At 65.1% G+C, this 15,439-nt stretch carries 16 protein-coding genes; 10 read left to right on the forward strand and 6 right to left on the reverse strand.

The annotated features are described in order from the left end of the window. Positions 1-63: 63 nt before the first annotated feature. Entirely contained in the window at positions 64-438 is a 375-nt protein-coding gene (locus tag QQS53_RS12195) for a DUF5318 family protein (RefSeq protein ID WP_472776066.1), read from the reverse strand. 235 nt (positions 439-673) lie between these two features. Here QQS53_RS12195 and QQS53_RS12200 point away from each other — a divergent pair, with 235 nt between their 5' ends. The 5 genes from QQS53_RS12200 to dnaB all read left to right on the forward strand — a co-directional run bounded on the left by QQS53_RS12200 (position 674) and on the right by dnaB (position 5,549). Beyond that, on the forward strand, positions 674-1,768 hold the full coding sequence (locus QQS53_RS12200) for an inositol-3-phosphate synthase (protein ID WP_472776067.1): 1,095 nt from the start codon (positions 674-676) through the stop codon (positions 1,766-1,768). A gap of 66 nt (positions 1,769-1,834) precedes the next feature. Next, positions 1,835-2,323 (forward strand): MarR family winged helix-turn-helix transcriptional regulator, encoded by a 489-nt coding sequence (locus QQS53_RS12205; RefSeq protein WP_472776068.1) that lies wholly within the window; start codon positions 1,835-1,837, stop codon positions 2,321-2,323. Positions 2,324-2,386: 63 nt separating this feature from the next. Beyond that, entirely contained in the window at positions 2,387-3,355 is a 969-nt protein-coding gene (locus QQS53_RS12210; protein ID WP_472776069.1) for a universal stress protein, read from the forward strand. Positions 3,356-3,388: 33 nt separating this feature from the next. Then, on the forward strand, positions 3,389-3,889 hold the full coding sequence (locus QQS53_RS12215; protein ID WP_472776070.1) for a hypothetical protein: 501 nt from the start codon (positions 3,389-3,391) through the stop codon (positions 3,887-3,889). Between the two features lie 202 nt (positions 3,890-4,091). Beyond that, positions 4,092-5,549 (forward strand): replicative DNA helicase, encoded by a 1,458-nt coding sequence (dnaB, locus tag QQS53_RS12220; RefSeq protein WP_070768795.1) that lies wholly within the window; start codon positions 4,092-4,094, stop codon positions 5,547-5,549. On the opposite strand, the gene QQS53_RS12225 is transcribed toward dnaB, so the two are convergent. From QQS53_RS12225 to QQS53_RS12240, 4 genes are all read right to left on the reverse strand, one after another. Then, positions 5,516-6,058, reverse strand: coding sequence for a VanZ family protein (locus tag QQS53_RS12225; protein ID WP_472776071.1), 543 nt, complete (start codon positions 6,056-6,058; stop codon positions 5,516-5,518). The two genes, dnaB and QQS53_RS12225, sit on opposite strands and share 34 nt — an antisense overlap. 58 nt (positions 6,059-6,116) lie before the next feature. After that, on the reverse strand, positions 6,117-7,457 hold the full coding sequence (locus tag QQS53_RS12230) for an MFS transporter (protein WP_472776072.1): 1,341 nt from the start codon (positions 7,455-7,457) through the stop codon (positions 6,117-6,119). A 74-nt stretch (positions 7,458-7,531) separates the two neighbouring features. Then, the gene (locus QQS53_RS12235; protein WP_472776073.1) at positions 7,532-9,817 is read right to left on the reverse strand and encodes a heavy metal translocating P-type ATPase; all 2,286 of its coding nucleotides are present in this window, start codon (positions 9,815-9,817) and stop codon (positions 7,532-7,534) included. Next, entirely contained in the window at positions 9,818-10,018 is a 201-nt protein-coding gene (locus QQS53_RS12240) for a heavy-metal-associated domain-containing protein (protein WP_472776074.1), read from the reverse strand. 182 nt (positions 10,019-10,200) lie between these two features. Here QQS53_RS12240 and trxA point away from each other — a divergent pair, with 182 nt between their 5' ends. Next, on the forward strand, positions 10,201-10,584 hold the full coding sequence (gene trxA, locus QQS53_RS12245; protein WP_070768799.1) for a thioredoxin: 384 nt from the start codon (positions 10,201-10,203) through the stop codon (positions 10,582-10,584). A gap of 103 nt (positions 10,585-10,687) precedes the next feature. Then, positions 10,688-11,509 carry a PspA/IM30 family protein gene (locus tag QQS53_RS12250; protein ID WP_472776075.1) on the forward strand — a complete coding sequence of 274 codons (822 nt, stop codon included), beginning with the start codon at positions 10,688-10,690 and terminating at the stop codon, positions 11,507-11,509. Between the two features lie 13 nt (positions 11,510-11,522). Here QQS53_RS12250 and QQS53_RS12255 read toward each other — a convergent pair whose 3' ends face one another. After that, positions 11,523-12,686, reverse strand: coding sequence for an NYN domain-containing protein (locus QQS53_RS12255; protein ID WP_472776076.1), 1,164 nt, complete (start codon positions 12,684-12,686; stop codon positions 11,523-11,525). A gap of 249 nt (positions 12,687-12,935) precedes the next feature. On the opposite strand from QQS53_RS12255, the gene QQS53_RS12260 reads away from it, so the two are divergent. From QQS53_RS12260 to QQS53_RS12270, 3 genes are all read left to right on the forward strand, one after another. After that, on the forward strand, positions 12,936-13,310 hold the full coding sequence (locus QQS53_RS12260) for a GntR family transcriptional regulator (protein ID WP_472776077.1): 375 nt from the start codon (positions 12,936-12,938) through the stop codon (positions 13,308-13,310). Positions 13,311-13,338: 28 nt separating this feature from the next. Beyond that, on the forward strand, positions 13,339-14,157 hold the full coding sequence (locus QQS53_RS12265) for an ATP-binding cassette domain-containing protein (RefSeq protein ID WP_472776078.1): 819 nt from the start codon (positions 13,339-13,341) through the stop codon (positions 14,155-14,157). A gap of 112 nt (positions 14,158-14,269) precedes the next feature. Further along, complete coding sequence (locus QQS53_RS12270; protein WP_472776079.1) at positions 14,270-15,172, forward strand: hypothetical protein; 903 nt, start codon at positions 14,270-14,272, stop codon at positions 15,170-15,172. Positions 15,173-15,439 lie beyond the last annotated feature (267 nt).

A 15,439-nucleotide genomic window follows, 5' to 3' on the forward strand; every position in this document is an offset into this window, starting at 1 on the left:
TATTCGCAGCTTACCGGCTAGTGGGGCCCGCAGAAAACTAACACGCACAACTCACAGCTTCGGTCAAGCTGTGCGGTGCCGGGCTTCCGCCGTTTCCAGCAGGTAATTCCACCGGCACGCCGGGCATACCTCCACGGTATGCACGGTGAATTCCAAGCCTTCGGCCGCGAACTCGGCAATCTCGCTCAGCCGCCGCGCGCTGCCGGCCCGGCGCCCCAAACTATCCCCGTAGACCCACCGGGTCAGCCGCATACTCTCCGCCCCGCAGACCGGGCAGGCCTTGGGCAGGTCGACCCCGTGGTGCTGGGCGGCGGCGCGCAGGAGGAAATCGGCGTCGCAGACCTCCTCGCGCAGGATCCGCCCCGCCCGCAGATCGCGGATGCACTGGGCGCGCTCCCACTGGTGGGAGACCGCCTGGGTGAACACGAGTCCGGCCATCAACTGTCCCTTCCTGTCTCAAAGCCCCGGCGCCGGGAAGCGGAAATCTATCGTCCCGGCGGCCGGTGGCGCCCCAATCTAGTGGGTTTTGCGCCATCTTGATCGATCCACTTGCTGTCTGGCCCACAACCGCGCTGGGCCGCGGCCTAGGCTCAGCCATGTGAACGGGCGGCACCCTGCCGCCTTTGAACTTCAGTCACATTTTTTAAGCCGAACCAAGGAGTTAGATCCGACCGTGAATGGAAAAGTCAAAGTCGCCATCGTGGGCGTCGGCAACTGCGCCACCTCCCTCATTCAAGGCGTGGAGTACTACCGTAACGCCGCCGAGGACGAGAAAATTCCCGGCCTCATGCACGCGCGGCTAGGCGACTACCACGTCGGCGACATCGAATTCGTCGCCGCCTTCGACGTGGATGCCGCCAAGGTGGGCGCGGATCTGGCCGCCGCCACCCGCGCCTCCCGCAACTGCACCATCACCATCGCCGAGGTCCCGGACCTGGGGGTTACCGTCCAGCGCGGCCCCACCCTGGACGGGCTGGGCACTCACTACCTGGACAGCATCGAGGAATCCGCCGCCCCGGCCGTCGACGTCGCCCGGGCCCTGCGCGAGGCCGGGGCGGAAGTGCTGGTCAGCTACCTGCCCGTGGGCTCGGAGGAGGCCGACAAGTTCTACGCCCAGGCGGCTATCGATGCCGGCTGTGCCTTCGTCAACGCCCTGCCCGTGTTCATCGCCTCCGACCCGGAGTGGGCTAAGAAGTTCGCCGACGCGGGCGTGCCCATCGTCGGCGACGACATCAAGTCGCAGGTGGGCGCCACCATCACCCACCGCGTCATGGCCAAGCTCTTCGAGGACCGCGGCGTGCGCCTGGATCGCACTATGCAGCTCAACGTCGGCGGCAACATGGACTTCAAGAACATGCTGGACCGCAACCGCCTGGAGTCCAAGAAGATCTCCAAGACGCAGGCGGTGACCTCCAACCTGCAGTCCGGCCCGCTGGCCGGCAAGAAGGAGGACCGGAACGTCCACATCGGCCCGTCGGACTACGTGGAGTGGCTGGACGACCGCAAGTGGGCCTACGTCCGGCTGGAGGGCTCCGCCTTCGGCGAAGTCCCGCTCAACCTGGAATACAAGCTGGAGGTCTGGGACTCGCCGAATTCCGCCGGCATCATCATCGACGCGGTGCGCGCGGCCAAGATCGCCCTCGACCGCGGCCTGGGTGGGCCGATCCTGCCGGCTAGCTCCTACCTGATGAAGTCCCCGCCGCAGCAGCTGCCGGACGACATCGCGCGTGCTCAGCTGGAGGACTTCATCCGCGGCGGGCAGTCCTAGCCAGGGGAGCGGGGGAGCGGGGAAGGCGTTAACGTTTGCTGCCCAAAAACGCTAAACTTAGGTTTCATGAATGAATCTAGCCCCGCTGAAAAGCCCCAAGTATCCCCGTCCAGCGCGGAGGAGGCTTTCGCTGTCGCTGCGAAGATTCAACCGGCTCTGAACAAGCTGATGGTGATTTTCCAGCGCACGACCGAGGGATCGAGCCTGACCACGTCGCAGGTCTCCATCATGAACCAGCTCAAGGAGCGGGGCCCGTCCCGGGTTAGCCAGATCGCGCAGGCGGAGCTCATCCGCATGCCCACCGCCTCGAACGCGCTGTACCAGCTGGAGCGGCGCGGGCTGGTCAAGCGCATGCGCGACGAAAATGACCGGCGCGGCGTCCTGGTCGCGCTGACCCCGGAAGGCGACCAGGAACTCGAGGAAGTCTCGAGCCAGCGTGCGCACGCCCTGGCGGAGATCCTGCGTTGGCTGGACAAGGACGGCCTGCGGACGGCCGAGGAAGTCGGAGACCTGATTAACCAGCTGGCGGAAATCTACCGGCCCAACCGGGATTAGGTAATAGGGGAGGGACATTTATAAAATGGTCAGACAGCAATCCCCCCATGATGAATTAGGTTCATGCCCACAGACAACCTCCCTGACGATCACGCCGAAGTAGCAGAATTGCCGCAGACCATGCGCATTTTGGTCTCGTGGACGCCCAGCTACTCCGGCACCGAGGCGATCGATTTTGCCGCGTGGTTGTCGCGGACCATGCCGGTCAAGGTGCGGGTCTTGTCTACTCTTTTGCAGCCCTGGGCGGCCACGCCCTTGTTCAAGCTGGGCAAGAAATACAAGAAATACTTCCGCAAGGAAGCCGAGGCCTGCCGCGCCGAGGTGGAAAAGGCCCTGGCGGCCGCGGGGCTGGATGAATCCTGCTGGGACGACGAGGTCTCGTGGCTGTCCAACGGCTCGTCCAAGCCACAGCTCATCACGGAGGCGGCGAACGATTTCGCGGCGGACATGATTTTGCTCGGCCCCAACCAGGCTGCGCCGAAGGGCCGCTTCATGGCCGGCTCCACCGCGGATACCCTGCTGCACTATTCGCCCGTGCCGGTCGGGCTGGCGCCGAAGCAGGTCAAGCTCTCCAAGCACGGGGTGACCCGAGTGAACTTCGCCTTCACCGAAGAGGACGGGCAGAAGGACGATCCGGCGCTGGGGCGCGCGGCGGAGATGGCCGACAAGTGGGGAGTGCCGCTGCGCATCCTGGCCTTTTCCCCGTCCGGCATCATCCACGCCCCCTTCGACAATCACCGCGATGTCGCCGACGAGCTGACCAACCAGTGGCGCGAACAATCGCTGGCGTTGCTGGACGTCGCCCGCGACTGGGTCATCGAGCGCTACCCGGAGCTGGACGTGCGCACCGACATCGGCATCGGCAGCGGCTGGCGCGGTGCGGTTGACGCCCTGAAGTGGAAGAAGGGCGATTTCATGGTGATGGGGTCTAACCCGATGGGGCCGATCGCCCGGGTATTTATCGGCTCCACCGCCACGGAACTCCTGCCGCACATGCGCGTGCCGGTCCTGGTCTATCCGGCGGGTCACTAAGCGGCTAGCGGCTGGGCTAAACTAGGGCCCACTATGTCCTATCATTCGCGGTCCCATAATTCCCGCGGCTTCGAGCACCCGGAAAACGATCTGTCGACGGACGCCGATTTCAGCAACGTGCCCCGGCCGGAGCCGCACAACTTCGACGAGCTCGCGGACGAGCCGGACCCGGCCGTCATCGCGCAGAAGAACGAGCAGTCCAGCCGCCAGGCCCTGTGGTACGTCGGCGCGGTGCTGGTGGCCTCGTTCGCGGTGGCCTTCGTCCTGGGCATCATCATGCGGCTCATGGGCGGACCCCTGTGTGAGGCGGGGGAGGCCACCTGGCTGTGCAGCCCCGGCCAGCAGATTTTCTGGGGCTTCGCCGTGCTCGTGGTGCCGGTCTTCGGCATGCTGGGCGGCGGGGCCATCCTGGTGCGCAAGTACCGCGGCTATATCCGCTGGCGGCCGTGGATGGGGGTCATGTGGGTGCTCATCCCCAACTGCATGATCTGGATCTTTACCGGCCTCCAGTACGTCATCGTGGCGACCATGTAGGCGGCGGGCCGAGAATGCCCCACTAGGGATACCGGGGAGAAGACTGAGAAAAGAGCAGGCAGGGGCCCGGAGGGGCCAGTGCCTGAGCCAGTGTCTGCGGTGGCGGTTAAACTGAGTTGACCGCGGCGACAGAGATGACCGAGACGACTGAAATTACCGAAGATACTGCGCACACTATTTTGTGAAGGGGAGCGAGACGACCATGGCGGCTGAGGCGAACGCGAGTTTCGACAGCTTTGACGACGGGTATATCCCGCCGGAACCGCCGGACGAGGGCGGCTACCGCAGCTATTCCCGTCCGGCCAAGCGCGGCGGCCGGGAGGAATTCAACCAGCTGGCGGAGTACCGGCACCCGCCGGCCAACAAGGACGCCGAGCAGGGCGTTTTAGGCTCCATGCTGTTAAACCCCAGCACGCTGATCGAGGTCATCGAGGAGCTGGACCCGGAGGATTTCTACTACCCGGCGCACAGCATCATCTACCACGCCATGCTGGACCTGTACTCGGAGAACAAGCGGATCGACCCGGTCATCCTGGCCTCCCGGCTGGACCGCTCGCACGATCTGGAGCGCGTCGGCGGCGCGCCGTACCTGCACACGCTGCTGTCCAGCGTGCCGACCGCCGCTAACGCACGCTACTACGCCGAGATTGTGGCGGAAAAGGCGGTGCTGCGCCGCCTGGTGGACGCCGGCACCCGCGTGGTGGAGCTCGGCTTCGAGGGCACCGAGGACCAGGAGCTGGAGGGGCTGCTGGACAGCGCCCAGCAGCAGGTCTTCGCGGTCGCGCAGAAGAAGACCGCGGAGGACTACCACGTCCTGGGCGATCTGATTACGCCCACCATTGATGAGCTCACGGAGCTGCAAAACGGCGGCCAGGAAACCGGCGTGCCGACCGGCTTCTACGACCTGGACAAGCTCACCCACGGCCTGCGCGCCGGGCAGATGATCATCATCGCGGCCCGCCCGGGCGTCGGTAAGTCGACGCTGGCCATGGACTTCATGCGCTCGGCCTCCCTGGCCCACGGCCGCACGTCCGTCATCTTCTCTCTGGAGATGTCCGCGTCCGAAATCGTCATGCGCTTGCTCTCCGCCGAGTCCGAGGTCAAGCTGTCGGACATGCGCGGCGGCAACGTCAGCGGCGATGACTGGACCAAGATCAATGACACCCTGAACCGCATCCAGGACGCGCCGCTGTTTATCGATGACTCGCCGAACCTGACGATGATGGAAATCCGCACCAAGGCCCGCCGCCTCAAGCAGCAGCACGGCCTGGATCTTATCGTGCTGGACTACCTGCAGCTGATGTCCTCGGGCAAGAAGGTCGAGTCCCGCCAGCAAGAGGTCAGTGAGTTCTCCCGCTCCCTGAAGCTTCTGGCCAAGGAGCTGGAAGTGCCCGTCATCGCCATCTCCCAGCTGAACCGTGGCCCGGAGGCCCGTACCGACAAGCGCCCGCAGCTGGCCGACCTGCGTGAGTCCGGCTCCCTTGAGCAGGACGCGGATATGGTCATGCTGCTCTACCGCCCGGACTCCCAGGACCGCGATAACGAGCGCGCCGGCGAGGCCGACATCATCCTGGCCAAGCACCGTGGCGGCCCCATCGGCGACGTCGGCGTCGCCCACCAGCTGCACTACTCCCGGTTCGTCAACATGGGGCACGGATAGGCACCGGCCAGGTCGACCACCTTGTCCGCGTCGCCCAGGCGCGGCCCCAGTGCCACGAGCACGACGAAAACCGCGGTCAGGGCGAAGGAGAGCCCCCGCCAGACGGGGTAGGCCCTACGGCCGCAGGCGCGCGCGATCAGCGCGCCTATGAGCGCCCCCAGGGTGTTAAACAACAAGTCATCGATGTCGGTGCGCCCCAGCGCGCCCAGGTACTGGACCACCTCGACGGCCAGGCTCACCGCGAAGCCCCACGCGGTCACCTTGCGCACGCTGGGTACCAGGATGAAGGCCAGTACCCCGAAGGGGACGAAGAAGGCCGTGTTGCCGGCGTACTCAAAAAGCGGGGCAAACCAGGTGGATCCGGCGAATTCGTCGAAGGGGACCAGGTGCAGCTCCCGCACCCGCTGGCGCGCCGGGTCCCAGAGATAGCCGATCTGGTAGAAGGGCTTCAGGGTAGTGATGGCCACCATCACGGCGACGTAGCACAGGAGCGGTAACCAGTTACGCATGACAGCCAGTAAAGCACATCTTCCCGGTTAGTCCGGGCGGCGTGGACGGTGGCGGCGGCTAGTTGGTCAGTTCCTTGTTCGCCTGTTCCGGCAGGGCCCAGGCCGCCGCGGCGGCGATGGCGAAGGAGACGGCGAAAAGGACAAAGAGCCAGGGCGCCCCGGCGGCGGCCACGATGGGCGGCACGATAAGCGGGGCGGCGATGGAGGCCAGCCGGCCGAATCCGGCGGCCGCCCCCGTGCCGCGGCCGCGCAGGCGGGTGGGGTAGAGCTCCGGGCCGATGGCGTAGAGAGCGCCCCAGGCGCCCAGGTTGAAAAACGACAGCAGGCAGCCGGCGAGGATGATGAGCACCTCGGTGCTGGCCCAGCCGTAGAGCCCGGCGGCAAGCGCGGAGCCCACCAGGAAGACGGTGAGGGTGGCCCGCCGCCCCCAGACCTCAATGAGCCAGGCGGCCGCGGCGTAACCGGGCAGTTGCGCCAGGGTGATAATCAGCGTGAAGCTGAAGGACTTCACCAGGCCGAAACCGTCGGCCACCAGCAGGGAGGGGATCCAGATGAACGCGCCATAGTAGGACAGGTTGACGCAGAACCACACGGTCCAGAAGGCCGCGGTGCGCCGGCGCAGGCGCGGCGAGAACAGGGACTCCTTCTCATCTGCCGGGGCCGTTTCCACCGCGGCGGGCGGCGCGGTTTCTACGGTGGCGCCGGATTTCTCGGCGGAGTCTTCGAAGGAGCGGACGATCTCCTCGGCCTCCGAGTGGCGGCCGCGCGCCTCCAAAAACCGCACGGATTCCGGAAGCCCTAGGCGCACGTAGGCGGCGTAGGCGGCGGGGACCATGCCGATGAGGAGGGCCCAGCGCCAGCCGGAGTCGGAGGCGCCGACGACGAAGGTGCCGATGAAGGCGGCGGCGATCCAGCCCAGCGCCCAGAAGGCCTCGAGGATCACCACTAACCGGCCGCGGATGCGCCGTGGCGAGAACTCCGAGACGAGCGTGGAGGCCACGGGCAGCTCGGCGCCCAGCCCCAGTCCGACGATGAAGCGCAGGACGATGAGCACCGCCAGCCCCGTCGCCATGGCGGAGGCGCCGGTGGCCAGGCCGTAGACGAGCAGGGTGGCGGCGAAGACCTGGCGGCGGCCCAGCTTGTCGGCGAGCAGCCCGCCGACGGAGGCGCCGATGGCCATGCCGATAAAGCCGGCCGAGGCCAGCCAGGAGGTCTGGGTGCTGCTCAGGTCCCAGTGCAGGGCGAGCGCGGCCATGATGAAGGAAATCAATCCGACGTCCATCGCGTCGAGCGCCCAGCCGAGCCCGGAGCCAAAGATGAGCCGCCGGTGTTTAGGGGTCACCGGCAGGCGGTCTAGGCGTTGGTTGCGGGTCAGGGAAATAGGAGTGATAGGGGTCATGGAAACCTAACTGTAGGACCTGCCCCGGCCCGAGGCCAGAGTTTTATGCTTCTGCCCAGGACTTTTCTTTCCGACTACCCCCGGATAGTGCTGCTAAAGCCGCGCAGGCGGAGGGAATTGCTGACCACGAAGACGGAGCTTAGTGCCATCGCCAGCCCGGCGAAGAGCGGGTTGAGCAGGCCGAAGGCGGCCACAGGGATGAGCACTACGTTGTAGGCAAAGGCCCAAAACAGGTTCCCCTGGATGGTGCGCAGCGTCCGGCGCGACAGGCGGATCGCATCCACCGCGGCGCGCAGGTCGCTGTTCATCAGGGTGATGTCGGAGGCCTCGATGGCCACGTCCGTTCCCGCGCCCATGGCGAGTCCCAGGTCGGCTTGCGCCAGGGCAGCGGCGTCGTTGATGCCGTCGCCGACCATCGCCACGTTGTGCCCGTCTTCTTGCAGCCGGCGGATGACCGCCACTTTGTCTTCCGGCATAACCCCCGCGGTCACGTCCGCGCTATCGATGCCGACCTGCGCGGCCACGGCCTTCGCCGCGCCCTCGTTGTCACCGGTGAGCAGGTGCGGGCGCAGGCCCAGCCGGCGCAGCTGCGCGATGGCCGCGGCGGAGGAGTCCTTGACAGTGTCGCGCACGTCGATGACCCCGATCGCCTCCTCGTCGCGGGTCACGACCACGGCGGTGCCGCCGGCTTCCTCCGCCCGGGCGAAGGCGGTGGCCAGTCCTTGGGCATCGGAAAGCTGCGCGGCCGGGCGGCCGACGCGGATGGTGTGGCCGTCGACCTGGGCCTGCGCGCCTTGCCCGGCCACGGTGGTGAAGTCGGTGGCAGTCGGGACCGCCGAGTCGCCTTCGGCGGCGGCGCAGATCGCGCGGGCGATGGGGTGCTCGGATCCGGCCTCCACGGCGGCGGCCAAGCCGAGGACCTCAGCCTGGCTGGCGGCGCCGTCGGCGCTGAAGACCTGGGCCACCCGCATGGCGCCCTCGGTGACGGTGCCGGTCTTGTCCAGCACGATGGTGTCGACCTGCTTGGTCGACTCCAGGATCTCCGGGCCCTTAATGAGCAGGCCCAGCTGGGCGCCGCGCCCGGTGCCCACCAGCATGGCGGTGGGGGTGGCCAGGCCCATGGCGCAGGGGCAGGCGATGATGAGCACGGAGACCCCGGCGACGAAGGCCGCCGCCACGCCGCCGAAGAAGAGGTGGACCACGAGGGTCAGCGCGGAGACGGCCAGCACCACGGGGACGAAAACCTGCGCGATGCGGTCGACCAGCCGCTGCACCGGGGCCTTGGAGGCCTGCGCGGCGGTGACCAGCTCGGCTATCTGCTGCAGGGTCGTATCCTTGCCGACGCGCGTGGCTTTGACCTCCAGGCGCCCGGAGGAGTTGATGGTCGCCCCGGTGACAGCCGAGCCCTCAGTGACCTCGACGGGCAGGGACTCGCCCGTGAGCATGGATTCGTCGACCGCGGAATTGCCCGCGATGACCACGCCGTCGGTGGCGATCTTCTCGCCGGGCCGGGCGACGAAGATATCGCCCTCGGCGAGCTCCTCGATGGGCACGCGCACCTCCTTGCCGTCGCGCAGGACCGTGGCGTCTTTCGCCCCGAGGGTCAGCAGCTCGTTGAGGGCCGCGGAGGATTGGCCCTTGGCGCGGGTCTCGAACCAGCGGCCCAGCAGCAGGAAGGTAATGACCATGCCCACCGACTCGAAATAGATGTGGTCCATCTCGGCGTGGTTGGAGCTAAACGTCATGTGCATGGTCATGCCGGGCATGCCGGCGTTGCCGAAGAACATGACGTACAACGACCAGAAATAGGCCGCGGAGGTGCCCAAGGAGATGAGCGTGTCCATGGTGAACGCGCCGTGCTTGAGGTTCGCCCAGGCGGCGGTGTGGAAGGGGGCGCCGCCGACCACGTAGACGACCGTGGCCAGGATGGCGGCGGCCCACTGCCAGTGCATGAACTGCCAGGCCGGGACCATGGAGACGACCATGACGGGCGCGGACAGCACCGCCGCCCAGATAGTCCGGCGGGCCAGCTGCCGGGCCTCGTCGTCACGGGCCGCGGACAGTGCGTCAGAGGGGGAGTCACCCGCCGCGCCATCGGAGCCGTTGTCGCCGGCTCCGGAGAGATCGAAGGCGTCGTAGCCGGCGGCCCGGACGACGTCGATGAGCGACTGCGGCGTGGACAACTCCGGGTTGAAGTCGATGGCGGCGGTCTCCGTGGCGAAATTGACCTGGGCGTCAACGCCCTCGACCTTGTTGAGCTTGCGCTGCACCCGCGAGGAGCAGGAGGTGCAGGTCATCCCCGTGACGCCAAGGTCTAGGTGGGCGGTATCAGCGGAGCGGGCAAGATCGGGGGCGGTCATTTACTTCACCTGGTATCCGGCCTCGGTCACGGCGGCGGCGACCTGCTCGTCGCTGAAGTCCTCGCCCGTGACGGTGAGTGTGCCGGTGGTGTGATCGGCGTTGGCCTCGGTCACGCCGGAAATCTCGCTGACCTCTTCCTGGACGGAGAGCTCGCAGTGCCCGCAGGTCATGCCTTCGACGGTGTAGTTCTTGGTAGCCATGGTGGCTCCTTTCCTCAGTTGCTTTCTCTCCCCCATGTTATACCCCCAGGGGGTATCTGGCAAGAGCGGGTTTTCCCAGGATCGGCCCGGCAGAGGCCACACCGGAAGAAACGGAATAAAGGCGCGTCCGGTACCGTTGTGGCCAACGTACCCGTACCGCGAATTTAAGGAGAACGTTACAGATGGCGACCATCGATGTGACCGAAGATAGCTTTGAGAAGACCGTTACCGAAGAGGGCATCGTCCTCGTAGACGCCTGGGCCGATTGGTGCGGCCCGTGCAAGCGCTTTGCCCCCATTTACGAGGAGGCTTCGGAAAAGCACACCGATCTCACCTTCGCCAAGCTGGACACCGAGGCCAACCAGGGCCTGGCTGCCGCTCTGCAGATCCAGTCCATCCCGACCCTGATGATCTTCCGTGATTCCATCATGGTCTTCCGCGAGGCAGGCGCCCTGCCGCCGGCCGCCCTGGAGGACCTGATTGAGCAGGTCAAGGGCCTGGACATGGACGAAGTCCGCAAGCAGGTTGCGGAGCAGAATGCCCAGGCAGACGCCGAGAACAACTAGGGTTTTCGCAGCTTCCGCCCCACGCTTTCCCGCGAGTACGGCTAAACTCGCGGGAAAGCGATTTTTTATGCTCTATGAACCCCGAGGAGTTGACTTAAAAGCTATGGCTAATCCGTTCAGCAAGGGCTGGAAGTACCTGATGAGTTCCTTCGATCAGAAGATCGATGAGAACGCTGATCCTAAGGTCCAGATCCAGCAGGCCGTCGAGGGTGCCAAGAAGCAGCACCAGGAAATTTCCGACCAGGCCGCGGAGATCATCGGCAACCGCAACAAGCTGGAAATGCAGCTGAACCGCCTGGTCAAGACCCGGGAAGAGTACCAGAACCAGACCAAGCGCGCGCTGGAGCTGGCGGACAAGGCCACCGCGGAGGGCGATAGCCAGAAGGCGCAGGAGTACAACGACGCCGCAGAGGTCCTGGCCTCCCAGCTGGTCTCCGCCGAAAACGAGCTGGAGAACCTGCAGACCCAGCACGCGGCCGCTAAGCAGGCGGCCGAGCAGGCGCAGCGCCAGCAGAAGGAGTCTTCTGCCCGCCTGAAGGAGCAGCTGGCCCAGGTGGACCAGCTGCTGGCCCAGGCTGACCAGGCCGAAATGCAGGAGAAGAACTCCGCGGCGCTGAACTCCATGAACGAGCTGGCCCCGGACGGGGACACCCCGACCCTGGACTCGGTGCGGGCCAAGATTGAAAAGCGCTACACCGACGCCCTCGGCGCGCAGGAGCTCTACCAGGACTCCGCCGGCGCCCACATGCAGGAGATCGCCGCGAGCGGCACGGACATGAAGGCGGCCGCCCGCCTAGACGAAATCCGCGCGTCGCTGAATAGTGACAAGCAGGTCGAGTCCGGCGCGGATACCACCGCCGAGCTGGAATCCGGCGAAAAGGGTGACGCCGAGTCCGCAGAGTCCACTGACTCCGCGAAGGACTAAGCTCTATAAAGAGCTAGTTATCGCGGCGGATGTTGATGAGGACGCCGCGGATTCCTGAGTGGAAGCCATCGCGCAGATTGACGCGCTGGCTTTCACTCAACGTGTATTCGTGCAAGGTCTCGCACGCGAATTGCAGCAGCGGGCGATCGATTTCCGGGGGAAGCCCGCCGCCCGAGAGTAGGTGGGCCTGGTCGCGCTGCTCCGTGTTGGCAGCATTGTCGAACCACCACGACGCGTACTGCTGGCCCACGTCGAACGGGGTCTGGAAGCCGGCGGAGGTCCATACCTCCTCGGGGAGCGGGACGTAGCGGGAGCGCAGTTTCCGCCGCGGCGCCATCATGGACGGCTTCGGGGCCGGCTTCTTGTTCTCGGACTTCTTGTTGGCCGGCAGCTGGTCCCCGGGCTTCGGGGCGCCTGGCTTGGGGGCGGCCGCCGGTGCCTGGGCCTGCTCCGGGGTGGCTTCCGGCTGCGGTGTCGCCGCGTCGCCGCCCAACTCCTTTTCGACCCGGGAATCTTCCTCCGGCGGCAGCGGCGCGTCGGCCTGCTCCGGGGTGGCGTCTGTGTCCTCGGCACAAGGATCAGTGGTGTCCTCGGTCGAGCTGGTATCCCGGACGGCGGGCGGCAGCGGGCCCTCGAGGACCTGCAGCTCCATGGCGTCGGCGAAGTCTTCGCGCGGGTCCAGGATGGTGGTCGAGTCGCAGGCGTGGCGCAGGGCGGAGGACATAGAGTCCCACCCGAAGCCGTAGAGGTGGACGCGCACGCCGTTCTCCGTCGCCTCCTGCACGCCGGGGATCATGTCCGCGTCGCCGGAGACCAGCACGAAATCCGTGAACTGGCGGCCGTAGCCGGCGATGACCATGTCGGCGACCAGGCGGGTGTCGACGGCCTTTTGGGTACGGCGTTCGCCCCACTCGATGAGCTGGCCCGTCCGGAGCTGGACGCCGTCGCAGGTGCGCAGCGCGCGCTGGTAGCGGTGGGGGCCGGTATCCGGGATGCCGTCGTACCAGTTTTGGCGGTGGACGGGATTGCCGATTTGGTTTTCAATCATGGACCCGAGGGTGGATACCACCTCGGGGAGGTCGATTTCTAGCTGCGCGCGAGCTCCAATTTCCCAGGAGTTGTAAAAGCTAGCCAACAAATACGAGGTGTCGACGAATACAACTGTGCGTTCAAGCATGGCTCCTAAAATCCGTTTCTCTTTGTTCTAAATAAATTTCGGTACCTTCCAGTTTGCCTCATTCGCGTGTCAACGTCGATCTCTTTTCCCAAAACTCCAGGTCGAAGCGTGAAATCTGAAAGTTAACGCCGGTATTTTGCCCCAGCGGTTGCGGAAAAGGGCACCTGTGTTTAGGTTAGTTATGTGAGTAACTAACCGACTAACTAACCAACCAACACTAACCGCTGCACGACAGACCCCGAGGTGGACATGGATAACGCGACGCAACCCTTGTTCCGGCAGATCGCCACATTGGTCGAGGACTCCATCGTGGACGGCACGCTGGCGGAGGGTGCGCAAGCGCCCTCGACCAACGAGCTGGCCGCTTTCCACAACATCAACCCGGCCACCGCCCGCAAGGGCCTGGCCGTGCTAGTTGATCTCGGAATTCTGGAAAAGCACCGCGGGATTGGCATGTTCGTGGCGGAGGGGGCGACCGAACTCATTCGGCAACGGCGCCGCGGGGACTTCGCCGCGGAATATGTTGCCCCGCTCATCGACGAGGCAGTGCGGCTGGGCTACGACCGCGAGGGTCTCCTCGACCTCATCGTGCGCGTGGCCGAAAGCCGCGGTCTCTACCACTAGACCCGTAGAACGCACAAGGAGCACGACGATGATTAAGACCCGCGACTTTAACTTCGCCCCCGCCTTGACCCACGGCTTAGTCGGCCGAAACGGGATTGGCAAGACCACGTTGCTGCGCCGCATTGCGGGACATCTTCCCTCCGGGGCCGTGCGGGTGGACGGTCAAGTGCCTTTCGACAACCCGGCCGTGCTGGACAAGACCATCCTCATGGGGATCGATACCCCGCTCATCGACGGGTGGAATACGCGCAAGCTCATGACCATCGGGAAAGCGCGCTGGCACACCTGGGATTCCCCACGTGCCGAAGAGTTAATTGAGCGCTTTGAGCTGCCGAGCACGAACTACGCGAATTTGTCGCGTGGCCAGAAGTCGGCCCTCGGCATCGTCTTCGCGGTGGCGTCGGGCTGCGACAACATGCTCCTGGACGAGCCTTACCTGGGCCTAGATGCCCGCAACCAGGAGGTCTTCTATGAAGTCTTGCAGGAAGAGCACGGCCGCACCATCATCGTCTCCACCCACCACCTCGACGACTTGGCGGCCTACCTGGATACCGTCTCCCTGATGGGCGAGAACCCGGTTACGGGCTGGGTGGAGGAGATCTTGGAAGGCGTCCTCGAACTTACCGGCAAGCCGGAACAGCTCGACCGGGCACTATCGCGCCTGGAGGTACCTATCCTCGAACGCTACGAAGGCAAGCTTGGATCCAAGGCGCTTGTCGATGCCCGCCCCAACCTCACCGACGCCGTCTTCGAGCAGGCCCGGGAGCTCGGGCTGCGCGCCAGCGAGGTCACACTGGCCCGCGCCGTGGCGGCCCTCGCGCAGGTGGGAGGCGAGCACAATGCCTAACCGATTCCGACTTCTTTGGGCCATTAGTACGAAATGGACGCTCGTCGCATACGGAGGCCTCTTCTTGATATGGGGAGCAGCCCTGCTTCCGGACGCGAGTGCCTGGGAATCCGTGCTCGTCAGTGCCATTATCGCGGGGTCAGCGTGGGGTGCGTTCCCCGAATTCGCCCCGTTCCAAGTGTTGGGGCTGCCTGCCCGCGAGTGGCAGACGCTGCGCAAAGTCCATGCCGGCTTATTTCTGCTGCCGGCTGCCATCTCAGCGTTGGTCGCCCAGTGGTGGATTGTCCTGCCTACCGTGGTGGTCGTGGCTTGGATCTGGGTAAAGCCGGGCGAGCCGGAACGCAAGTCCCTGTCGGAACGTCTACCGGAAACAGACGGGCGGACCGACAATGGGATTTTCCCGCCGACGCCGGCGGCACAGATCGTCTATCGCCCGCTGGTTCGGAGCTGGCTTACGGTCTGGGCGGTAGTGGGCCTGGTGGCAACTACCGTAGGTATCATCGACAACTTTTGGAACTGGATGAACCACATCGTGGTAGCAGCAGGGATTATGGCGGCAGGGACTATGGCAGGGCTCGTGCCGGTGGTGATGGATACCGTGCGCCAGACCTGGCGAGACAACCTAATCTTCGGCGGCACGCGCCGGGGATGGGCAAAGGCCGCATGGCTGACCGGTTGGCTGAACGTAGCGTGCGCGTCGCTGCTGGGGACCCTGGAATTTCTCTTCGGCTACGGCGATATCTGGCAGGTAGTCTTCGTGGCCTGCTGGGTTGCGCCCATTGCTGTCACGCTCGAGCTCATCTCCACAAAGAACTGGTGGGCGTTCGCCGTGGTGCTGGTCATGCTCGCCATAAGCATTAGCGCCTGGGTGAAGTTCCCCGGATGGGGAATGGCGCTGCTTGGCTTCCCGCTCGTGGCCTACCTAATCGCTTGGGGTCTGTTCCGGGTCTCCGCCGTGGGGGCCAGCCTGGGTGGCGGAATAGTGCGCAAACTGGGCTTCGAAAAAGTACGTTAAAATGCGTATTTACCAGGCGATTTGTGGAATGCAATACCGGTGTGTAAATTCATATGGGTCAGCGCGACCGACAGCGCCCCTCCTTGAGACAGAGTCCAAGGCAGAGAGGCGGCAGGAAAACAGGCCCTGACAAAATCGTTTCAAAGCTCTTAAATGAGCACGTGCTTTTTGTGTGTGTTCGTTTGGGTGGCAGTGATGTTTGAGAACTCAATAGTGTGCCAATGTACTTTTTGCATTTGTGTGGATGGTTGTGTTGGTGTGTGCCGG

This window comes from Corynebacterium sp. 2571A (genome assembly GCF_055700935.1).

What these genes read in the sequence shown, in the direction of transcription:
- QQS53_RS12195 (WP_472776066.1), bottom strand. Translation starts at nt 438, where the DNA reads ATGGCCGGACTCGTGTTCACCCAGGCGGTCTCCCACCAGTGGGAGCGC.
- QQS53_RS12205 (WP_472776068.1), top strand. Translation starts at nt 1,835, where the DNA reads ATGAATGAATCTAGCCCCGCTGAAAAGCCCCAAGTATCCCCGTCCAGC.
- QQS53_RS12210 (WP_472776069.1), top strand. Translation starts at nt 2,387, where the DNA reads ATGCCCACAGACAACCTCCCTGACGATCACGCCGAAGTAGCAGAATTG.
- QQS53_RS12215 (WP_472776070.1), top strand. Translation starts at nt 3,389, where the DNA reads ATGTCCTATCATTCGCGGTCCCATAATTCCCGCGGCTTCGAGCACCCG.
- dnaB (WP_070768795.1), top strand. Translation starts at nt 4,092, where the DNA reads ATGGCGGCTGAGGCGAACGCGAGTTTCGACAGCTTTGACGACGGGTAT.
- QQS53_RS12225 (WP_472776071.1), bottom strand. Translation starts at nt 6,058, where the DNA reads ATGCGTAACTGGTTACCGCTCCTGTGCTACGTCGCCGTGATGGTGGCC.
- QQS53_RS12230 (WP_472776072.1), bottom strand. Translation starts at nt 7,457, where the DNA reads ATGACCCCTATCACTCCTATTTCCCTGACCCGCAACCAACGCCTAGAC.
- QQS53_RS12235 (WP_472776073.1), bottom strand. Translation starts at nt 9,817, where the DNA reads ATGACCGCCCCCGATCTTGCCCGCTCCGCTGATACCGCCCACCTAGAC.
- QQS53_RS12240 (WP_472776074.1), bottom strand. Translation starts at nt 10,018, where the DNA reads ATGGCTACCAAGAACTACACCGTCGAAGGCATGACCTGCGGGCACTGC.
- trxA (WP_070768799.1), top strand. Translation starts at nt 10,201, where the DNA reads ATGGCGACCATCGATGTGACCGAAGATAGCTTTGAGAAGACCGTTACC.
- QQS53_RS12250 (WP_472776075.1), top strand. Translation starts at nt 10,688, where the DNA reads ATGGCTAATCCGTTCAGCAAGGGCTGGAAGTACCTGATGAGTTCCTTC.
- QQS53_RS12255 (WP_472776076.1), bottom strand. Translation starts at nt 12,686, where the DNA reads ATGCTTGAACGCACAGTTGTATTCGTCGACACCTCGTATTTGTTGGCT.
- QQS53_RS12260 (WP_472776077.1), top strand. Translation starts at nt 12,936, where the DNA reads ATGGATAACGCGACGCAACCCTTGTTCCGGCAGATCGCCACATTGGTC.
- QQS53_RS12265 (WP_472776078.1), top strand. Translation starts at nt 13,339, where the DNA reads ATGATTAAGACCCGCGACTTTAACTTCGCCCCCGCCTTGACCCACGGC.